This window comes from Bacteroides sp. GD17 (assembly GCF_038448625.1).
Classification (GTDB): domain Bacteria; phylum Bacteroidota; class Bacteroidia; order Bacteroidales; family Bacteroidaceae; genus Bacteroides.
The window spans coordinates 60,992-79,540 of sequence record NZ_JBCEZS010000002.1 but is presented as its reverse complement, the minus strand read 5'-3'; the positions used below and the strand labels follow the sequence as shown (position 1 = coordinate 79,540).

Here is an 18,549-nt window from a genome sequence, read left to right as displayed (position 1 = left end):
TAAACTAACTTTAATAGGCGATGAAAAAATATTAAAGTCGTCTCATTAAGCAAAAAATAATCATCTGTAATAAACTGATTTATTGGCGGTTATACACGTTGTGCTGTCTCTTATATAGAGACAGTACAAAATAAAAAAGGGGATATTAAAGCAAACAAACAATTAACTAATTGAGATACACTGTATTACAGCAATTTCAAGGTCCCAAAGGTATGCCCTGGCGCAAGCATAACACAATAAAATTCAGAATAAAAGAATGTATAACACGACGGAAAAAGAAGGTGAAGAAACTACCGTTTGGTATGCCATGTATGCTTACAAAAAGGAACTACATGCACAGAAAGAGTTGAAGAAAGAAAATATTGAAAGTTTCATTCCCATGTGCTATACCATCAAAGAACATCACGGAAGAAAAGAGCGGGTACTTGTCCCCGCCATTTCCAACCTGGTCTTTGTCCGTACCACCAAATCTGTTTTGACCGAGTTCAAAACAAGAAATCCTTATCTGCAATATATCACGCAAAAAACGGACGCGGGAAGAAAAATCATTATCGTACCCGGCAGTCAGATGCAGGATTTCATCAAAGTAGCGCAGAAATACGAGGAAGACCTCACATACTATAAACCGGAAGAAATCTGCCTGGAAAAAGGCAAAAAAGTACGCGTCCACGGCGGAGCATTCGATGGCGTGGAAGGGGTACTCCTGAAAGTAAAGGGCAAACGAAGTAAACGGATCGTCATCAAGATACCGGGCATCGTAGCCGTTGCAGCTGCCTACATCGAACCGGAATTCATAGAAATCATAGAGAGATAATAATCTGCAGGGAATGCTATTACTAATCTTCGCCTGTCATGATTACTAATCTTTGCACGACATGATTACTAATCTTCAAGTTTCATCGTATAAGCAAGCAAAAGAGCAGATGTTATAATATTTTCCTTGAAGTTTAAAGCATTGAATACTCATCGCCGGTAGGCGAAAGTTCTTCGTTAGAAGAATCCCCCTTTAGTATATATATATTATATCAATCGGGCAAATGCCCGGTAAAATGCCCGGTAAAATGCCCGCCAAATTTATGTTTATTGTACTCATTTCAATTTATAAAAATCATGCTTGAAGCAACAGAAGAATCATGTAGTTACGAGAGTTTAGGCGAATATATTGATGATTTCCGTCTCAACTTGGGAATCAGCGTTAAACAGCTTTGCAGCGACTGTCATATCAGCCGCCGCACGTATTACGAGAGTTCGGGATGGTAAGGATTTGAAATTGAGCTTCTACATCCGCATTATAAAGGCTTTCTATGAATATGCCACAGAAAGGGAAATCAAGAAGATGTGGAAGGAAATCTCATCATTGGTGTTTAGGGATTCTCAATCAATAGACAATCAGTAAACAAACAAATTATAAATATCATGCTGACACCATTAACACAGACGGCTATATCGGTACTCAACGACATAGCCCAGGGAAATACGCAGGAAATCCTGCCCTATTATGCCCTTGTACAGAACACCGTTTCCGAACTGCTTCTGAAACTCGAAGCAGGAGGACTGATACGTTGCAAGGATACCGAGCAGCGAGACTTGCTGACCGCCTATGAACTGGCAAGGCCCAGCTATCAGATAACCCTGCTCGACCTGCTGGAAGCCATCGGTGAGCATCTGAACTGCAACCATCCCACACACGAGATGCTCTACCAGCATTATCGCGGTGCAGCTGCAAAACTCGGAGTGATCAATCACATGACGCGCCTCTATCTGGCAGAGATCAAACTGAACGACTTGTTCTGAATAATACGGCAATTCATGAAATGGAAAAATAAACAGATTTATCCACAGCTTGCGATACACTTCCTGTTTGTCGTGCTGTCATTGCTTACAGTGTTGACCGTAGTGTTGCAAGCCTGCTCCAAACACTCCTCCGAGCCCGAACCGATACCCATACAACTGTATACCGGTATCCGTACCCGAGCCGCAGTAGATGCCTTCGACGCTACTCCCGTATGCGTGGCATGCGGAAGCCTTTCTGGAAGCTATACACAATGCTGGGACGGCGTTGCAACAGGCAATGAGATTACCCTTGTCCCCGTGCGGTATTACCCCACGGACGGCAGCCACGTTTACCTGCGCGGATTCTACCCTCCCGCACCCCTGACAGAAGACGGAACACTGACATACACCCTCACCGGGGAAGAAGACCTGATGCTGACAGCCGAGCAAAGCGGATCGGCGGAGAATCCCTTCACGGCAGATACAGAAAAGATGCTGGTACACCGCCACCTGCTCACCCAACTGAGCTTCCGACTGAAACTGGATGTAGAAAATCCCGAACAATACAGCATCCGTTCACTCCGCCTGAACGGGCTGGCACAGGAAGTGACGCTTTCGCTGCTCACCGGGAAGCTGGAGTGCGGCAATCCGGCACCGCCCGTCATCCTCTATGACAGTGAGAAGTCAGGCAACTGTTTCCCCTTCGAAGCAGGCGTTGCCGAGCTTCCAGGCTTTGTGCTGGTACAGCCGGAAGCGGAGTTCACCATAGACCTGCGCCTGGCAACGGATGAAGAGCCGGAGAACGACCTGGTCTACACCGGTCTGCCCATCCACTTTGAAGGAGGCGTAGGCGAAGGGGGAATATCCTACACCGTTTCAGTAGAAATTCCCGATCCTTCCTCACTCGATCCAAAGGCGGTAAACGTAACGGCAACCGTCGGGCATTGGGAGGACGGCAGCGGAGGAAACGGGGAGCTGGTGACAAGGCATCTGTAATTCAGGACAGATAGTTCTGATTAATCAGGAACATTACATAAGAAATTCAAGTTTCGCAAGTTCTTTTAAATGGGAATTTAGCGCGCGCAAGCGCGCTTGAGTTATGAGCAAGAGTATCTCCAACCCCTCCGCCTGAAAGGGGAGGTGTCCGTAGGACGGAGGGGTCTTACATCCGCAAGGGGCACAATACAGAGTTACCCTTCGCTGATGTTAGACTCCCTCCCCCCTACGGGGTACTCCCCCTTTCAGGCGGGAGAGTTTAGGATAGTCACGCTTGTAGCTCGTCAACTTAATTTAGCGCTTCGCGCTAAATTATCATTTAACAGCCTCCATATAAACTTGCGAAACTTAAATAAGAAATTAATCATATCAATATTAATCATATTAATTAAAACAAACGTAAAAATGAAAACAAGAATTGGTTTAGCAGTGCTGGCGCTTCTGGCAGCCGGATGCAGTGAGAGTGAAAACATGAGTACACCGGAAGCACCGGTTAACGCAAAAGCCATCCGGATAGGACACAGCGTGCAAGGAACAACACGTGCGGCAGTCATAGAAGGAAGCGATGTGACAGCCACGGTACTGATGTGCGACGGAAATACAGCCGACTGGACGGGCTTCACTCCCACGTACAAAAATGACATCCAAAGCGGAACATTGAACGACCGTGCCAATGTATCCACAGCCTCCTTCAAGGCAGGTACAGATGCTACGGTGACCCTGAACCCGACGCTTTATTATGTACACGAAAACACTTCTTCCAGCACCAAGTCCCACCTGGTAGCCGTAGCTCCCGACGGTAATCTAGCAGCCAGCGGTACAATCGTAACCATGAAAACGATAGACGGACAACAGGACGTAATGTATGCCGCAGCTGTGGATGCGGGAAGTGAAAGTGCTCCGGAAAATTCAATCAACCTGGCATTCAACCACCTCACCACGCAACTGAGCTTTGCCATGAAACTGACTGCAGCAGCCACCGGCACCGGTGAATGGAGTGGGAAGAGCATTTCCCTGAAGAGCATTTCCATCCAGAATGTCCAACTTCCCCAAACGGTAGATGCAGCAGACGGCACTGTCTCCTGGACGGACGCGACTTCTGCTTTAAGCATTCCAGGCATTTCGAACCCGGTTGTGTCGACAACTCCCGCCGGTGTCGGCTCCTCGGTAATGATTAAAGGTGGCAACAGTGTAAAGGTGGATGTAACAATGACCGTAGGCGGTGCCGACCTGACCTTTACCAATGTCACCATTAAGAATGGCAATGACGATTTAATAACAGAAACGGCCAAAGCGCATCTGATTACCCTGGACGTGAAGGAACCGGAAACAGCTTCGGACGCTGCAACCGTTACAGCTACGGCTACTGTAACCCCGTGGAAGGAAGGAGCCGCAGGTTCTGCCGATTTAGACTAACCCGCCTGAATTTGCATCATGATGATGAAACGGAAACTAAAGACGCTTTTGCAGGTTTACCGGTTACTGGCCTTTGCAGGGATTGCGGGGATTGCAGCGGGGTGCACGGACAGCGACAGCGACAGCAGCGAGGTGTATCCGGTGGAGGAAGCCGTACCCGTGCAGCTATTCGCCCGGGGCGGTGCACTCGAAGACACCGTCGCCCTGACCCGCACCGAGCCGGAAGAAGCATTTAAGGCTTCCGTTGCCTTTGCCTCTGCAAGCGGACAGTACGCCTCGCTGACCGGAGAAAAGGAAGGGATATGGACGGCAGATGTGGATAAATCGGGAGGTATGACATGGAATACGGAGGGCGGCAAAGCCGCTCCCGTTTATCCCCTTTATGGCGATTATCTATATCTGGTGGCCTGGGCTCCGGTGACTGCGCCTACGGACGGTGCCGCGACTTACGCCCTGACCGGGCAGCAAGACCTGCTCTATGTCAGCGAGTTACGAGGGTGCAAATGGGACGGAGAACGCTTTTACGGCAATACAATGTCGGAGAAGAACAAGCCGCTTACATTCAACCACCTGCTGACCCGAATACGTTTCAAGGCATGCAAGAAGAAAGACGGAGGCTTGCCGGTGAAGATCCTGAAAATAACCGTAAACGAAGCCAAGACGCAGGCGGTAGTTCCGCTAGCAACGGGAGAACCCGCATTCAGTACACCTTCCGGAAGTACAAACGGTTTGTCGCTGGAGCCTGAAAATGGCAATAATGAAGTTGCGAGCACTACCCCCGTAGAGCTGGGCAACCTGATGTTGCCACCACTGGACGGAAGTGCAGGCGCTGAATATACACTGACCGTGGAAACGTCCACGGGAACTTATAACAATGTGAAGATTACATACGGCGAAGACCAATCTTCGGGAATACTGAAGGCAGGCATGTCGCATGTAGTGACTCTGACCCTTTCCGACTATACCCTTTCCATCACCTCCATCACAGTGGAACCGTGGGAGCTGGTAGATGCAGGGGATCTGGGGATAGGAGACAGGGACTGAAATCAAGAATAGAATTAACTTACAATAATAATAAACAGATAAAAAAACACATAATGATGAAAAGACTGAGTAAAAATTTGTGGCGTTTATCCCTGGCGCTGCCTTGCATGATGCTCGCTATGGGATGCGAGGGCAACGATGCCGCAGAAACGGAGAATAACGAACCGATAGAACTGCGGATATCACCCAAAGTAGCGGCCACACGCAGCGTAATACAGGGAGGGACACAGAGCGGAACAGGGACAAATGTGATGCAGAATGTAGTGGTGTATGCTACAGGAGACGACTATACGGCAGCGAAGAATAACAACCATGCGATATATACGCAAAAAAATGATGGTAGTGGTTGGGAAAACAATGGCACACCCAAGATTTACCTGACCAATGCAGAAGCTACGATCTATGCTTATTATCCGGCATACCAGATAAATACAACAGACGGTAGCATGGGCACTACCCCAATCTCTATCAGCGGAGACTTTTCAACCTCTTCCACAATCAACGTCAGCACCCTGGCTGAAGGAACAATCACCCCTGCGGATAATGCCGATGGTCAGGCCAATGATATTACAGCCCCCAGCAGTGCCACCGAGAAACCCATTGCCGCCGCTCCGGGAGAAACAGACTATATGTATGCCACTTCAAAAAAAGCAAGTAACGCATCGGGACAAAGTAGCATTGAGCTCACCATGAATCATGCCCTTTCTATGATTAGTTTCCGTGTATACAAGGGTAATACCTATATGGGAGATGGTAAATTGACGAAAATAGTAATGAAGTATAATGATTCCAGTGCCTCAATACCAACAACAACAGAAGAGACAAAAGAAACAGAAGAAACTGCAACAGCAGCCACAGGTACGATGAAGATAGCTGATGGTGAAATCACTCCCAGTACTACGGCCGCAACTTATATACGCACCATTGGAAATGAAGGTTATACCATACCCGAGACCGCTGCAGACGCCAAAAAGTTCAGCATCCTGGTACTGCCTACCACTGCTTCGATTGGAAGCACTATAGGAGTAACCTTCACGATCGATAATACCAAGTACACAACAACGTTGACAGCGCCTACAAATACAGATAGCGGTAATAGCGGCCACTTATTGCCCGGCAAAAACTACCTCTACACCGTAAATTTGAGCGGTACTGAACTCACCATCAGCAAAGTGGAAGTTACCGCTTGGAGCGAAGTCGTTGTCGATGGAGACCTAAACATTCAGTAATATGAAATCCCCCCTTATCCTCCTCTGCATCCCCCTTATCCTGGGGGGATGTAACGGAGAAACATCTCCGCTTGAAGACAGTACGCGCGTGGCACTGCAACCCAACATCACGACTGCTGCCACCAGCCGTTCCATCGTGAACGGCATTGGTACAGGTGACGACCAGATAAGCACCATCAGCATCTACGTGACCCGTGCAGCAGACAATACAGCTTATCCCGGAGCACCCGCTGCGGCAGTATTCAGCGCTCCTGCAACCGCAGGCCAGCCCTGGACTACCACCCCTACATTCTACGTCAACGCCACGGAAGGCAGGCTGTATGCCTGCTCCCCTTCCAATCTGACCGTTACCGGGAATGCACCCGAAGCCCCCACCGTACCGGTCAGCATCCCCGCCACACAGAACTTTGACGGCGCAAGCACCATCGCCTGCTCAACCGTCGATTACCTGTACGGTTCCGCCAGCAATACCCCGGGACAGGCTGACGCCATCAGCGTAAGCAGCACCGCCAATACCCCCGCTATCTACCTGCAGCACGCCCTCTCCCGAATCATCTTCACCATAAAATACGCTCCGAGCCGCCCGTCCGACGACCAATACGACTTCGTGAAAAGCGTCAGCCTAGACGGAACGAACCTTTTCAGAGCGGGAGACGGCACCATGCAACTGAACGACGGTACTCTGTCACTGACCGCCTGCAGCAAACTGTCCTTCAAAGCCACCGCCACCCCGCAGCTACCGGGCAAGAACGGCACCCCGACCCCCGTGGCTTACGGCCTCGTAGCTCCAAAACCCGTCACAACAGACAATACCGTCACCCTAAGCCTCGTGCTGGGCGAAGAGCTCAATGACAACAACAACCGTACCCTCTCCGTCACCCCTAAGGACTTCTTCAACCAAGCATGGGAGAAAGGCCGCTTCTACACCTACAACCTCGTGCTGGACGCGAGCAAGGTTACCATTGAGAGTGTGACCATCAATAAGTGGAATGAGGGTAATAAGGGTGAGAATCCCACCGAGATGCCCCCCTCCATAGAATAATGATTAGTGATTAATTATGAGAACGAATTTGAAACCTGCCGCCGTCCTCTGTCTGCTACTGTCGCTCGCCGCCTGTACGGATCATGACGATGAAAGAACCGCGATTCCCGAAGGTACCCCCATGACCTTCCGAGCCGAGATAGCCCGCACGTCGGACGAAAGCCCTGAAACACGGGCGGAAAACGACATTGCCACCCTCGCCGACATCGACGTCGAAACCTACGACCGCAGTGTGTTCCAAAGCGGCGACAAAATCTCCATCAGTTGCTACCGCGGCGAGGCAGAGAAACCGCTCGTCTCCACAGCCTATACCCTGACGAGCGACGGCAAATGGGACGTCCCCACGGAAAGCACGCCCTTGAGCTTCCTGCCAGCCACCTCCTTTCAGGCCGAGTTCCCCACAGGCTACAACAGCATACTGTCCGACCAGTCCACAGCGGAGAACTTCCTGATGAGTAACCTGCTGCGCACCCCCAAAGTGCCCGTCATCAGCACCACGGTGAGCTTCACGGACGGCAACGCCTTCAATCACGAGAACGTGAAACTGACCTTGAAGTTCACGCATCCCACGGAGACGGATGCCCCCGTCTTCACGCAAATGAGCGTGAAAGGCAAAGGGCTGCGCACAGGAACAAGCGAAACGACAAGTACCGACGAAGCTATACAAATGCTGCGCCCCGTAGCGGCAGAGCTTACCTGGCATGCCGTTATCTTTCCCAAGAATACGGCAACGGACACCAACCCCGCCCCCACCACCATCCACATCTCCGTGACCGACGCGAACGGAACCACCTATACGGCCGACATAACCTGCGGAATGCAAGCGGGAAACCACTACACCTACACCCTGAATATCAGGAACGACATCCTCGTCGCCACAGGCGAAGAGATAAAGGGATGGGCATCGGAATCGCGCTACGAAGGAGGGTTTAATAAGTGATTGGTGATTTAAGAAATGAAAAGACAATGAAAAAGAAGTATATACATTTTATCCTGCCGTGCATCGTGTCGGCATTGTGCATCGTACCGTCATCATGCAGCACGCAGGACGACGACCTGCCTGCCCTGCCGCTGGAAGTTTCGGCGGACATTGCGGGAGGGCACACACGTGCTGGCGAATCTGTCGAAGACCCTCATGCCGACGACTACGACAAAAATAGATTCGAGACGGGAGACAAGATTCATATCTACAAAACAACGGATGGTGCCGACAAAGCCGTCGGCTATCATAAAGGCACGAACGGCTGGATAGTGGACAATATAGACACCCAACTGCTCGCCTCGGATGGCGAAACCTTTACCGCCACCTATCCCGTGGACTTCAACGCAATCCTCTCCGACCAGACCACACCGACCCGCTTCTGGCAGAGCAATCAGCTGAAAGCCGAAGCCAAGGCCACGGGCAACCGCGTAAAGTTTCAATTCGCACCCGCAGCGGCAAAGATTACCATTGTGGTAACCTACAAAGAAGACACCGAAGCCGTAGGTGCCGAAATCTCGGGAACGGGGGTTTGTACGGAAACGGGAACGGAAACGATAGAAGGAGCGGCAAAGAAGAAGGCCGATATCGTGCAGCTGCTGTGTACCTCCAAAGAAAAGCGACTCCACACGTATACGGGAATATTCAAGACAGGCATCTCGACCTTCACCATCAAAGTCACAAAAAAGGTGGGCGGAACGACGACCACCCAAATTTATGAGGAAAAAGGAGCAGCCAACCCCGACGGCACCGCCTTTTCCCTGCAAGCGGGACACGAATACCTGTACACCTTCACCTCCACCACCGAACTGATATTGAACAGCATAAAAGTGAAAGACTTCACTGCAGAAAAAGAAGTCGACATGGGAGATGCCATTTAACAAACTTACCGCTATGAACAAGAATAAATTATACCTTCTCGCCTCCCTGCTGCTGCTGACCGCGGCCTGCGGGGAAGACGAGGCGTTAACGACGGACAATATGCCTGAGGAAGCCTTGCGGCTGCAATCCGTCACCGTGCCCGACGGCAACGACACACGAGCCTCGGCCTTGGGAGCCGCCCAACTCACCGAAGTGGGCGTATACGCCACCAACAACGCCGACGCGGCATTGGGATCCAACGCCCAATCCGTCTACACCTATAAAAGCGGAAACTGGACGGCAACGAATCCGCCCTCTATTAATTCCTCCATAGAAACACCCGACAAGCTCTACGCTTTCTATCCCTCGGACCTCGTAGTGACAAACGGCGGCAGCGGCGGGCATACCGTGCCCGTAAAGGTGGTGCCCGACAACTTCACGGCATCCGCACAGACCGACTACCTCTACTCGGGAACGCCCGTGACGGCTTACGACGGAAAGCGTTCGGTGGCTTTCGAGCTCAAGCATGCCTTGGCAAAGGTGAGCTTCCGCATCAACAAAGCCGTGGAGGAGCAACTGCTGCTGAAGAAAGTGGAGATTCTGAGCGCCACGGGACGTCTGCAGACGGGAAGCAACGCCACCATGAACCTGACCACGGGCGTGCTGGAAGGACTGGCGGTGACGAGTTCGCTGGAACTCACGGGAGCGACGCCGTTGGACCTGCCCTCACAGGCGCAAACGCCCAACATCAGCAGTCTGGTGGCCCCCATGAAGGGTACCGAACAGAAACTGTCGTTCCGACTGACCGTGCAGGTGGGCGATGAGACCGAAGCCCGCGTCTTCGAAACCTCCGTAGTGAGCGGCGACGGAGTGCAGTGGCTGGCGGGGCATCACTACACCTATGCCATACAGGTGAACAAGATAGGCGGAAGCCTGCTGGGAGTGAAGATAGACAAATGGAAAAATGACGCCAACCAGAATACGGGTATCGGTATTTAACATCGAGGAGAAGAAAGATATGAAGAAAGGAATGATAAACGGATTATTGAAAATAAGAACGGGAATTTGCGCCCTGCTGGCCGTAGCGGCGGCGGGATGCGATTCCGCCTTGGAGACGGAAACGGACACCGACGGGGAAGAAGCCGTGTTGCTGCAATTCGGGCTCTACAAGGGCGGAGGCGCCACGCGCGCCGACGGCACGGAGACAACGGAAGATATGAGTGCGGGGAAGTATATCCGCATCTACGCCTTCCCCGCAGGGACGACGGACTTCAAGGCTCCCTTGGGAGACGCCGTATACAAGGTGGAAGCGGGAGGAACGGCTACGGGTCCCCTGAAGCTGTATCGAGGAAGCTACGACATTTATCTGCTGTCCTACAACTCGGAAGCGTCTTACCCAAAGACGGATGACGAAGGAAAAGTGACGGTGGAGAACAACCACGACTTCATGTGCACCAAGCTGACAAACGTAGTGGTGCAACCCGAAGCGGGAAAGAACATGATGGAAGTGCAGCTGCCCGAACCCTTCAAGCGCATGGGGTCGCAGGTGATTACCACGGTGTCCGTCAAGGATAACACGCCCGTAAAGCCGTCGGGCCTGACCGTAACATCGATTACCATAGGAGGTTTGCGCCACGAGTTGGTCTATCGGTTGAACAGCTCCGCATGGGAGGTGCCCGCTGACAAAGCAAACGACAACAGCGTCGCTTTCTCGGGATTCACGGGTAGCGGGCTGGACAGCAAGCCCCCCGCCGTGAGCCCCGCAAAGGTATTGCTGCCCGTAGACGGCACGCTGACCTTCGACGTGGCCATGACTATCACATATACGGAAAGCGACAATACGGAGAAAACGATTTATCCCGTCTACAAGGCATCCCTCCTGAAAGCGTTGTTGCCCGGCATGACGTATAAGTTCGACTTCACGCTGACCTTCTACGGGGAAATCAAGCCCGTGGACCTGACGCTGGCCGTCACGGACTGGAACAGGATACCGCTGGAAGCTGAGGATATGGGAAAAGAGTAATAAAAACAAAAAATATGAGACATTGTTATTTAAAGAAATATATGCCGCTGGCAGCGTTTGCACTGATGTGGATGCTTGCGGCGTGCGAAGCGCGGATGCCCGAAACGGAAACGGGAACAGGGACAGAAACGGAAGGACTCGTGTTCAAGTTGTCGGCACCGCCCGCGCTGACGGTGAATGCAACAAGGGCGGACGACACCAAGCCCCTGACCCTGGCGGGAATTGAGATAAAGGAAGTATGGGTGGTACAGTTCGACACGGACGATAAGATGCTCAAGGCACAGAATTTTGCCCAAAATAAAATGAAGAGCATTCAAGATAAAGAGAGCTTCTTGATTGAAGTGGCGACCGATGGTTTCTCCAATGTGAACAGTCACTTCCGCGTGATAGCCAATGCGGGAACGGGATTCTTGACGGACTTTGCAACAGGTTCCGAGGAGAAGAAGTTGCTGCAAAAGACGGTAGCCCTCACCACCATTCAAAGCGAGCGCAGCAAGGAGACGGGCTTGCTGATTTCCGATGCCCTGGAGTATACCAAGGTGGAAACCACGCCCCAAGCAGAGGACGGAGTACATGCCGTTATCATGGCCCCGCTGAACCGCGCCTATGCAGAAATGAAGGTGAAATGGACGGACAAGCTGCCGAATGACGGCAGCAGCATCACCATCACTTCGATTGATGCCTGTAATCTGCCCAAGAACATCGCGCTCGGTACGTGTGCGGGAGACGAAAAGGCCGTGATATATCCCGCAGCAGATGCGGGCAACTTCGACGCAACGTATAATCTTGTAAGCAGCTCCACCGAAACAGGCATCGCCGCAGGAACGGAAAAGACTTTCTACATGCCCGAAAACCTACGCGGCCGCGGCTGCGCCACCTCCTTCTACGAAAAGAACCTGAAGGATTACGGCCCTACGGCGCTCGGCACACCGCCCACCCTCGGAACGGACGGAAAGCCTACAGGCGGCAGCCTTGCCAACTGTACCTACATCGAACTGACGGGCGAGTATAAATATGCCGAAGCGCACGCAGGTGCCATCACCGTGAAATACCGCATCTACCCGGGCACCAACCTGATAGACGACTACAACATCCGACGCGGCTACAGCTACACGCTCGACGTACAAATCAGCGGAGCCAACAGCGGGGATGTACGCGTGACGATTACAGACGGAGGAGTGGTGGTGTTCGACGAAATAGACCATATCAACATGACGGTGGACTTCTGACAAATCAAAAAAGAAAAGAGAGATTGAGACATAAGAACAAAAGAACAAAAAATATGAAACCTCTTTACCGAACATACTTTAAAAAGTGGCTTTTCGCCGCCTTATTGTTGGCAGGCACAACAGCCTGTGAAGATAATATAGAAAACCCGACTCCGACAACTCCCGAAGAAGAAGGTGTGCAGGTGGAACTCTCGTTCGGCTTTGCCGATGAAGACGACGGCTATACCGCCTCGAAGCAAGCCGACACACGCAGCGGGAAAACAACGCAGAGCGGGGCGTTCAGTGCGGAACTGACGCCGACCGTAAAGACACGGGAAACGGAAATATCACAACCTGATGCTCTGTATAAGCTGTACGTCTTTCAATTTTCGGGCGAAACCTTGAAGAAAACGAATAACCTGTCCGGTTCTGACGTTGCCATCGGCTCGAAGTTAAAGATTGAGTTAGAGCCACTGGACGACTGCCAACTGGTGGTGGTGGCTTTCGGAAACGGAAACACCGTTCCCAAGGATATCACCAGTAATATTACTTTCTCCAACTTCCAAAAGCTGACAATGGACAGCGAAATCTTTAACGGAACCACAATTCCAACGAGCGGTGCCGAGCAAAGCCAAATGAACAAAATGCCCTATATCCTCTATTTGCCGCACGTCAAAGTGCAAGACGGCAAGCTGCAAAGCCCCGACGGAGCCTATGACACCCGCCTGCTGCTGAAGCGCCTTGCCACGAAGCTGACCGTGAACTGGACGATGGCCGAAGAACTTAAGACTAATGGCTATGGGTTGAAAGAGGTAAAACTCTGCCAGGTTCCCGCCGATTTCCGCCTCCTCCCTGCCAAAGAAGATACGAAATGGGGCACCACTTATCCTCTCGTGGTATCAGAGTTCGTAGAGACTTATCGTCTGACCGAAGCGGAATTGAACGCGGGAAAGAAAACGGTATGGATTCCCGCCAACGCACGCGGTACTTCGGCCAAAGCCACTTCCGACCGTTATCGCACCAAGGAGAATGCACCCGACGCGGCTTCGTATGTAGAGCTGGTGGTAGATAACTCCAAAGCTGAGGAACGCCTTTACTACCGCGCCTATCTGGGTGGAGAATCGCCCACGGACTTCAACCTGTATGAGAACACGGATTATAACTGGACACTCAACATCAACTCGGCCAATTATCGGGAGGACGGACGCATTCAACTGTTAGATCAGATTCCCGTAGTAAGCACCAATCTGGTGGAGACATCGAACTGCTTCATGATGCAACCCGGTACGAATATATCTTTCAATCCGTACAAACACGAAGCGGGGACAAACGGATGGAACACGGAACTGGTATCAGCGAACGGAGGCATCATCAACGGCAAGACAATCTCCTACGTCAAAGTGCTGTGGCAAACCAAAGATGCAGGTACATCGGGCGACTTGGTGATGGGGTATGTAGCAAATGATAACAATCATAAAAACTTAGTGAATACAACGGATATAGGAGATACAGACAAAGCACGCGTACACATAAAAGTACCCGTGACGAATGGCGGCAATGCCGTGATAGCCGCATACAACATCAGCAACGAAATAGTATGGAGCTGGCATCTCTGGATTAGCGACTACATACCTGTGGGAGTGGATGCAAGCAAAATAACAAATGATGCTACCCGACAAGACGCCATCAAAGCCGCTCAAGCGGCCACACAGGCAGGTATGGTTCAGGTATATGGCGGCATCTCATGGACAGCCTCCGATGGTGCATTTTATAAATGCGTGATAATGGATCGACACTTGGGAGCTACCAAAGCGGGAATACAAAAAAATAGACTGGATGCAGTACGTACTTTTGGACTACTGTATCAAGGCGGCAGGAAAGATCCGTTCTTCAGCACGGCTGACGGCAGCAAGAATGAAGTGAAAACAATCTATAAAGGAGATGGTACCACGGAAGAAATTAAGAGATACCCTGCAAGTACAACTAATGAAGGAACAGAGATTATACCTTATGCGAACTTCATAAAAAACCCGTTAACTTTCTATAAACGTGTTGGAGACGGAGGAACCGCACAACTTTATACAAATAAAGCTAATGCCTGGGGAACAGGGGGAAAGAAGACTATTTACGATCCCTGCCCGAAAGGATGGAAAGTTCCGACAAATGCCGTAATGATAAGCGGGAAAGGTGCCAAATATTGCTTATTTGCAGGATGGGGCAGTAGTAACAGTTCAGAAACCTTTGAGGAGCAATTTGCGACTTATGATAATGTCTATTATTACAATAGTGAAAGCATGTTGTCCATAACAACAGACGGTGGGGCATCCGTAGCAGGAACAGATATACCGGGCTCCGGCTTCCTGTATATCGGCGGATCGGGAGAAACTAAAGACAATTATTCCGACAAATCCGCTTTCTACCCGGGAGTCGCATTAAGAGAAAAAACTACCGGATTATACAGACCCGGTACTAAAAACAATGCTATATATCTCTGGGGAGCGACGGATAAGCCGAACTATGTCGGTGTCATGTCCCTCTATCAAATAGCCAGTGGCAAGATATCTATTAAGCATCAGATATCCTGTGGATACGGTTTCTCCGTTCGCTGCGTACAAGACAGCGAACAACCTTAAAAGTGGTTTGAGTACTCTGTGTGCTATGTAAAGGATAAACTTTCTTTATATTAGTTGGAGGTTAAGGAAAAAGAATTATCTTTGACTCGTAAATGAGCTAACATTAAAAGTCTATGAGCAGTAAGATTTATCCTATCGGCATTCAAAATTTTGAAAAGATACGCAAAGACGGTTATTTCTATATTGATAAAACCGCCTTGATATATCAATTGGTGAAGACGGGAAGCTATTATTTTCTCAGCCGTCCGCGTCGATTTGGAAAGAGCCTGCTGATCTCGACCCTTGAAGCCTACTTTCAAGGAAAGAAGGAACTTTTCAAAGGCTTGGCGATGGAAACATTGGAAAAAGACTGGATAAAGCGCCCCATCCTGCACCTCGACCTCAATATAGAGAAGTATGATACTGAAGAAAGCCTCAACAATATCCTTGAGAAATCACTGGCCAAATGGGAAGAGCTTTATGGCGCCAATCCGTCCGAACGCTCCTTCTCACTGCGTTTTGCGGGAATCATAGAACGCGCCTGCGAGCAAACGGGGCATCGCGTTGCCATCCTCATCGACGAATATGACAAGCCCATGCTGCAAGCTATCGGCAACGAGGCTTTGCAAACGGAATTCCGAAATACGTTGAAGCCTTTCTACGGAGCACTGAAAACGATGGACGGTTGCATCAAGTTTGCCATACTGACAGGAGTCACGAAGTTTGGAAAGGTAAGTGTATTCAGCGACCTCAACAACCTGAACGACCTTTCAATGTGGAATAAGTACATTGACATCTGCGGCATCAGCAATCAAGAGTTGCATGACAATTTGGAGCCCGAGATGCATGAATTTGCCGAAGCACAAGGCCTGACGTATGAACAGTTCTGCAACAAGCTGAAAGAATATTACGACGGTTATCACTTCACGCACAACTCCATCGGTATATACAATCCGTTCAGCTTACTCAACGCTTTCGACCGTAAAGAATTCGGCAGCTATTGGTTTGAGACAGGTACTCCCACCTACCTCGTGGAGTTACTAAAGCGTAGCCATTATGACTTGGAACGTATGACGCATGTAGAAACGGATGCCGATGTGCTGAACAGTATCTATGGCGACGAAGATCCGATCCCTGTTCTTTTCCAAAGTGGGTATCTCACCATAAAGGGATATGACGAAGAATTCGGTCTCTATCGCCTCGGTTTCTCGAATAAGGAAGTGGAAGAAGGGTTCTTGAAATTCTTGATTCCCTTTTATACCCGCTTCAATAAAATAGAAGCACCGTTTGAAATACAAAGATTTGTAAAAGAACTGCGTTCGGGTGATCTGAATGCGTTCTTCAAACGCCTGCAAAGTTTCCTCGCCGATACTCCATACGAACTGGTGAGTGAACTTGAGCTTCACTATCAGAATGTACTCTTTATCCTCTGTAAACTATTGGGCTTCTACACAAAAGCGGAGTATCACACCTCCGACGGCCGCATCGACCTCGTATTGCAAACTGATAAGTTTATTTACGTAATAGAATTTAAGTTGGACGGCACTGCCGAAGAGGCCTTGCAGCAAATCAACGAAAAACGTTATGCACTACCTTTCGAGACGGACAGCCGACAGTTGTTTAAGATTGGCGTGAACTTCAGTAAACAAACTCGGAATATTGATAAGTGGCTGGTGGAAGGATCTGACCATGCGTAGCATTTTGCTACGATTATAATAGAATAAATAGCCCGGAAAGACGCGTCTCTTTCCGGGCTATTCTATTTTACATATCCCGCGTAGCCCACAACCGGTCTTTTTCACTCATAGCAGCAAGTTCTTCCACCCGTTTCAAATCCAGGTGAAGTCCTTCGGCAAGACGTGTACCGTAATCCTTATCTGCCAGATAGCAATGTGCTGCATGACGATATTTCACATTATCCGTCACAGGCATAATATCTGCAATGGTATTACTGATAAGGGCTTGTTTCTTATCTTCCGCCATCAGGCGGTAAAGGTCGCCCGGCTGATAGAAGCAATTGTCCGTCTTATCTTCGTAGGGGCTGTAATGGTCTACAGCACCATCTACGGGCAGAGCCGGATGACGGTATTCGGGCTGCTCCTCCCATTCGCCGAAGCCATTGGGAGCGTAGCCTTTGGTAGCGCCATAATTTCCGTCCACCCGCATCATACCGTCGCGATGATAGCTATGCACCGGACAACGTGCCCGGTTCACGGGGATCTGATCGTGGTTCACTCCCAAACGATAGCGCTGCGCATCACCATAAGAGAAGAGACGTCCTTGCAGCAACTTATCCGGTGAAAGCCCGATGCCCGGCACCAGATGCGTAGGAGCAAAAGCAGCCTGCTCCACATCGGCAAAGTAATTCTCGGGATTACGGTTCAACTCCATCACACCGACCTCAATCAACGGAAAGTCCTTATGACTCCACGTCTTGGTGATATCAAACGGATTTTCTTTATAACTCCGGGCCTGCTCCTCTGTCATAATCTGAAAATATAATGTCCATTTCGGGAAGTCCTTGCGTTCAATAGTTTCAAACAAATCGCGCTGATGACTTTCACGGTCTTTTGCTATAATGGCGGCAGCTTCTTCATTGGTCAGATTCTTGATGCCTTGCTGCGTACGCAGATGGAACTTCACCCATACACGAGTACCGTCTCCATTTATCAGACTATAAGTATGGCTGCCGAAACCATGCATGTGACGATAAGACGCCGGAATACCACGGTCGGACATTACAATCGTGACCTGATGCAAAGCTTCGGGCAGCATGGTCCAATAGTCCCAATTGTTTTGCGGAGAACGCAGATTCGTTTTGGGGTCACGCTTCACGGCATGATTCAAATCGGGGAACTGCATCGGATCACGGATAAAGAATACGGGAGTGTTGTTTCCTACCAAATCCCAATTGCCTTCTTCAGTATAGAATTTGATGGCAAAGCCGCGGATATCACGCTCGGCATCGGCAGCACCACGCTCACCGGCCACTGTGGAAAAGCGTACGAACACATCTGTCTGTTTACCGATTTCCGAGAAAAGTTTAGCACACGTATAGCGGGTTACATCGTGCGTAGTTGTAAAAGTTCCGAAAGCACCGCTACCCTTGGCATGCATACGTCGTTCCGGAATAACCTCGCGATCGAAATGGGCCAATTTCTCCATCAGCCAGGTATCTTGCATCATGATAGGACCGCGGGAACCTGCGGTTTGAGCATTACGGTTATCCGACACGGGAGCACCGACTTCTGTTGTTAATTTCTTCTGCTTATCCATACTATTTCTTTTAAAGTTGAAATTATTACAAATATAGAATTTATTTGTAAACAGAAAAGCAAAAGCCCCCGTATTTAATGATATTTAACC

General features: G+C 50.1%; 16 protein-coding genes. 15 read left to right on the top strand and 1 reads right to left on the bottom strand.

Features of this window, described 5'->3' with window-relative positions:
• Positions 1-256: 256 nt before the first annotated feature.
• The 15 genes from AAE250_RS03610 to AAE250_RS03540 all read left to right on the top strand — a co-directional run bounded on the left by AAE250_RS03610 (position 257) and on the right by AAE250_RS03540 (position 16,880).
• Complete coding sequence (locus AAE250_RS03610) at positions 257-814, top strand: UpxY family transcription antiterminator (RefSeq protein WP_342288721.1); 558 nt, start codon at positions 257-259, stop codon at positions 812-814.
• Positions 815-1,110: 296 nt separating this feature from the next.
• On the top strand, positions 1,111-1,260 hold the full coding sequence (locus AAE250_RS03605; protein ID WP_294600801.1) for a transcriptional regulator: 150 nt from the start codon (positions 1,111-1,113) through the stop codon (positions 1,258-1,260).
• Positions 1,261-1,416: 156 nt separating this feature from the next.
• The gene (locus AAE250_RS03600; protein WP_294600799.1) at positions 1,417-1,794 is read left to right on the top strand and encodes a hypothetical protein; all 378 of its coding nucleotides are present in this window, start codon (positions 1,417-1,419) and stop codon (positions 1,792-1,794) included.
• A 15-nt stretch (positions 1,795-1,809) separates the two neighbouring features.
• On the top strand, positions 1,810-2,769 hold the full coding sequence (locus AAE250_RS03595; RefSeq protein ID WP_342288720.1) for a fimbrillin family protein: 960 nt from the start codon (positions 1,810-1,812) through the stop codon (positions 2,767-2,769).
• Positions 2,770-3,174: 405 nt separating this feature from the next.
• Positions 3,175-4,185 carry a hypothetical protein gene (locus AAE250_RS03590; protein ID WP_342288719.1) on the top strand — a complete coding sequence of 337 codons (1,011 nt, stop codon included), beginning with the start codon at positions 3,175-3,177 and terminating at the stop codon, positions 4,183-4,185.
• A gap of 18 nt (positions 4,186-4,203) precedes the next feature.
• Positions 4,204-5,229, top strand: a complete 1,026-nt coding sequence (locus tag AAE250_RS03585; protein ID WP_294601452.1) for a fimbrillin family protein — start codon at positions 4,204-4,206, stop codon at positions 5,227-5,229.
• A 53-nt stretch (positions 5,230-5,282) separates the two neighbouring features.
• Positions 5,283-6,458 (top strand): fimbrillin family protein, encoded by a 1,176-nt coding sequence (locus AAE250_RS03580; RefSeq protein ID WP_294601451.1) that lies wholly within the window; start codon positions 5,283-5,285, stop codon positions 6,456-6,458.
• 1 nt (position 6,459) lies between these two features.
• A complete protein-coding gene (locus AAE250_RS03575) occupies positions 6,460-7,500 on the top strand; it encodes a fimbrillin family protein (RefSeq protein ID WP_294601450.1) in 1,041 nt (346 codons plus the stop codon).
• Positions 7,501-7,516: 16 nt separating this feature from the next.
• The gene (locus AAE250_RS03570; protein WP_294601449.1) at positions 7,517-8,440 is read left to right on the top strand and encodes a fimbrillin family protein; all 924 of its coding nucleotides are present in this window, start codon (positions 7,517-7,519) and stop codon (positions 8,438-8,440) included.
• 26 nt (positions 8,441-8,466) lie between these two features.
• Positions 8,467-9,360 (top strand): hypothetical protein, encoded by an 894-nt coding sequence (locus AAE250_RS03565; protein ID WP_294601448.1) that lies wholly within the window; start codon positions 8,467-8,469, stop codon positions 9,358-9,360.
• Positions 9,361-9,373: 13 nt separating this feature from the next.
• Positions 9,374-10,339 (top strand): fimbrillin family protein, encoded by a 966-nt coding sequence (locus tag AAE250_RS03560; protein WP_294601447.1) that lies wholly within the window; start codon positions 9,374-9,376, stop codon positions 10,337-10,339.
• Entirely contained in the window at positions 10,305-11,363 is a 1,059-nt protein-coding gene (locus AAE250_RS03555) for a fimbrillin family protein (RefSeq protein WP_294601446.1), read from the top strand. The genes AAE250_RS03560 and AAE250_RS03555 overlap by 35 nt, the downstream gene beginning before the upstream one ends.
• A gap of 14 nt (positions 11,364-11,377) precedes the next feature.
• A complete protein-coding gene (locus tag AAE250_RS03550) occupies positions 11,378-12,592 on the top strand; it encodes a DUF4906 domain-containing protein (protein ID WP_294601445.1) in 1,215 nt (404 codons plus the stop codon).
• Between the two features lie 53 nt (positions 12,593-12,645).
• A complete protein-coding gene (locus AAE250_RS03545; protein ID WP_294601444.1) occupies positions 12,646-15,204 on the top strand; it encodes a DUF4906 domain-containing protein in 2,559 nt (852 codons plus the stop codon).
• A 113-nt stretch (positions 15,205-15,317) separates the two neighbouring features.
• A complete protein-coding gene (locus AAE250_RS03540) occupies positions 15,318-16,880 on the top strand; it encodes an ATP-binding protein (RefSeq protein ID WP_294601443.1) in 1,563 nt (520 codons plus the stop codon).
• A 67-nt stretch (positions 16,881-16,947) separates the two neighbouring features.
• Here AAE250_RS03540 and AAE250_RS03535 read toward each other — a convergent pair whose 3' ends face one another.
• On the bottom strand, positions 16,948-18,459 hold the full coding sequence (locus AAE250_RS03535) for a catalase (protein ID WP_294601442.1): 1,512 nt from the start codon (positions 18,457-18,459) through the stop codon (positions 16,948-16,950).
• Positions 18,460-18,549: the final 90 nt, after the last annotated feature.

Excerpts from the sequence above, each read along its gene's own strand:
- AAE250_RS03610 (WP_342288721.1), top strand. The coding sequence starts at position 257 with ATGTATAACACGACGGAAAAAGAAGGTGAAGAAACTACCGTTTGGTAT.
- AAE250_RS03605 (WP_294600801.1), top strand. The coding sequence starts at position 1,111 with ATGCTTGAAGCAACAGAAGAATCATGTAGTTACGAGAGTTTAGGCGAA.
- AAE250_RS03600 (WP_294600799.1), top strand. The coding sequence starts at position 1,417 with ATGCTGACACCATTAACACAGACGGCTATATCGGTACTCAACGACATA.
- AAE250_RS03595 (WP_342288720.1), top strand. The coding sequence starts at position 1,810 with ATGAAATGGAAAAATAAACAGATTTATCCACAGCTTGCGATACACTTC.
- AAE250_RS03590 (WP_342288719.1), top strand. The coding sequence starts at position 3,175 with ATGAAAACAAGAATTGGTTTAGCAGTGCTGGCGCTTCTGGCAGCCGGA.
- AAE250_RS03585 (WP_294601452.1), top strand. The coding sequence starts at position 4,204 with ATGATGATGAAACGGAAACTAAAGACGCTTTTGCAGGTTTACCGGTTA.
- AAE250_RS03580 (WP_294601451.1), top strand. The coding sequence starts at position 5,283 with ATGATGAAAAGACTGAGTAAAAATTTGTGGCGTTTATCCCTGGCGCTG.
- AAE250_RS03575 (WP_294601450.1), top strand. The coding sequence starts at position 6,460 with ATGAAATCCCCCCTTATCCTCCTCTGCATCCCCCTTATCCTGGGGGGA.
- AAE250_RS03570 (WP_294601449.1), top strand. The coding sequence starts at position 7,517 with ATGAGAACGAATTTGAAACCTGCCGCCGTCCTCTGTCTGCTACTGTCG.
- AAE250_RS03565 (WP_294601448.1), top strand. The coding sequence starts at position 8,467 with ATGAAAAAGAAGTATATACATTTTATCCTGCCGTGCATCGTGTCGGCA.
- AAE250_RS03560 (WP_294601447.1), top strand. The coding sequence starts at position 9,374 with ATGAACAAGAATAAATTATACCTTCTCGCCTCCCTGCTGCTGCTGACC.
- AAE250_RS03555 (WP_294601446.1), top strand. The coding sequence starts at position 10,305 with ATGACGCCAACCAGAATACGGGTATCGGTATTTAACATCGAGGAGAAG.
- AAE250_RS03550 (WP_294601445.1), top strand. The coding sequence starts at position 11,378 with ATGAGACATTGTTATTTAAAGAAATATATGCCGCTGGCAGCGTTTGCA.
- AAE250_RS03545 (WP_294601444.1), top strand. The coding sequence starts at position 12,646 with ATGAAACCTCTTTACCGAACATACTTTAAAAAGTGGCTTTTCGCCGCC.
- AAE250_RS03540 (WP_294601443.1), top strand. The coding sequence starts at position 15,318 with ATGAGCAGTAAGATTTATCCTATCGGCATTCAAAATTTTGAAAAGATA.
- AAE250_RS03535 (WP_294601442.1), bottom strand. The coding sequence starts at position 18,459 with ATGGATAAGCAGAAGAAATTAACAACAGAAGTCGGTGCTCCCGTGTCG.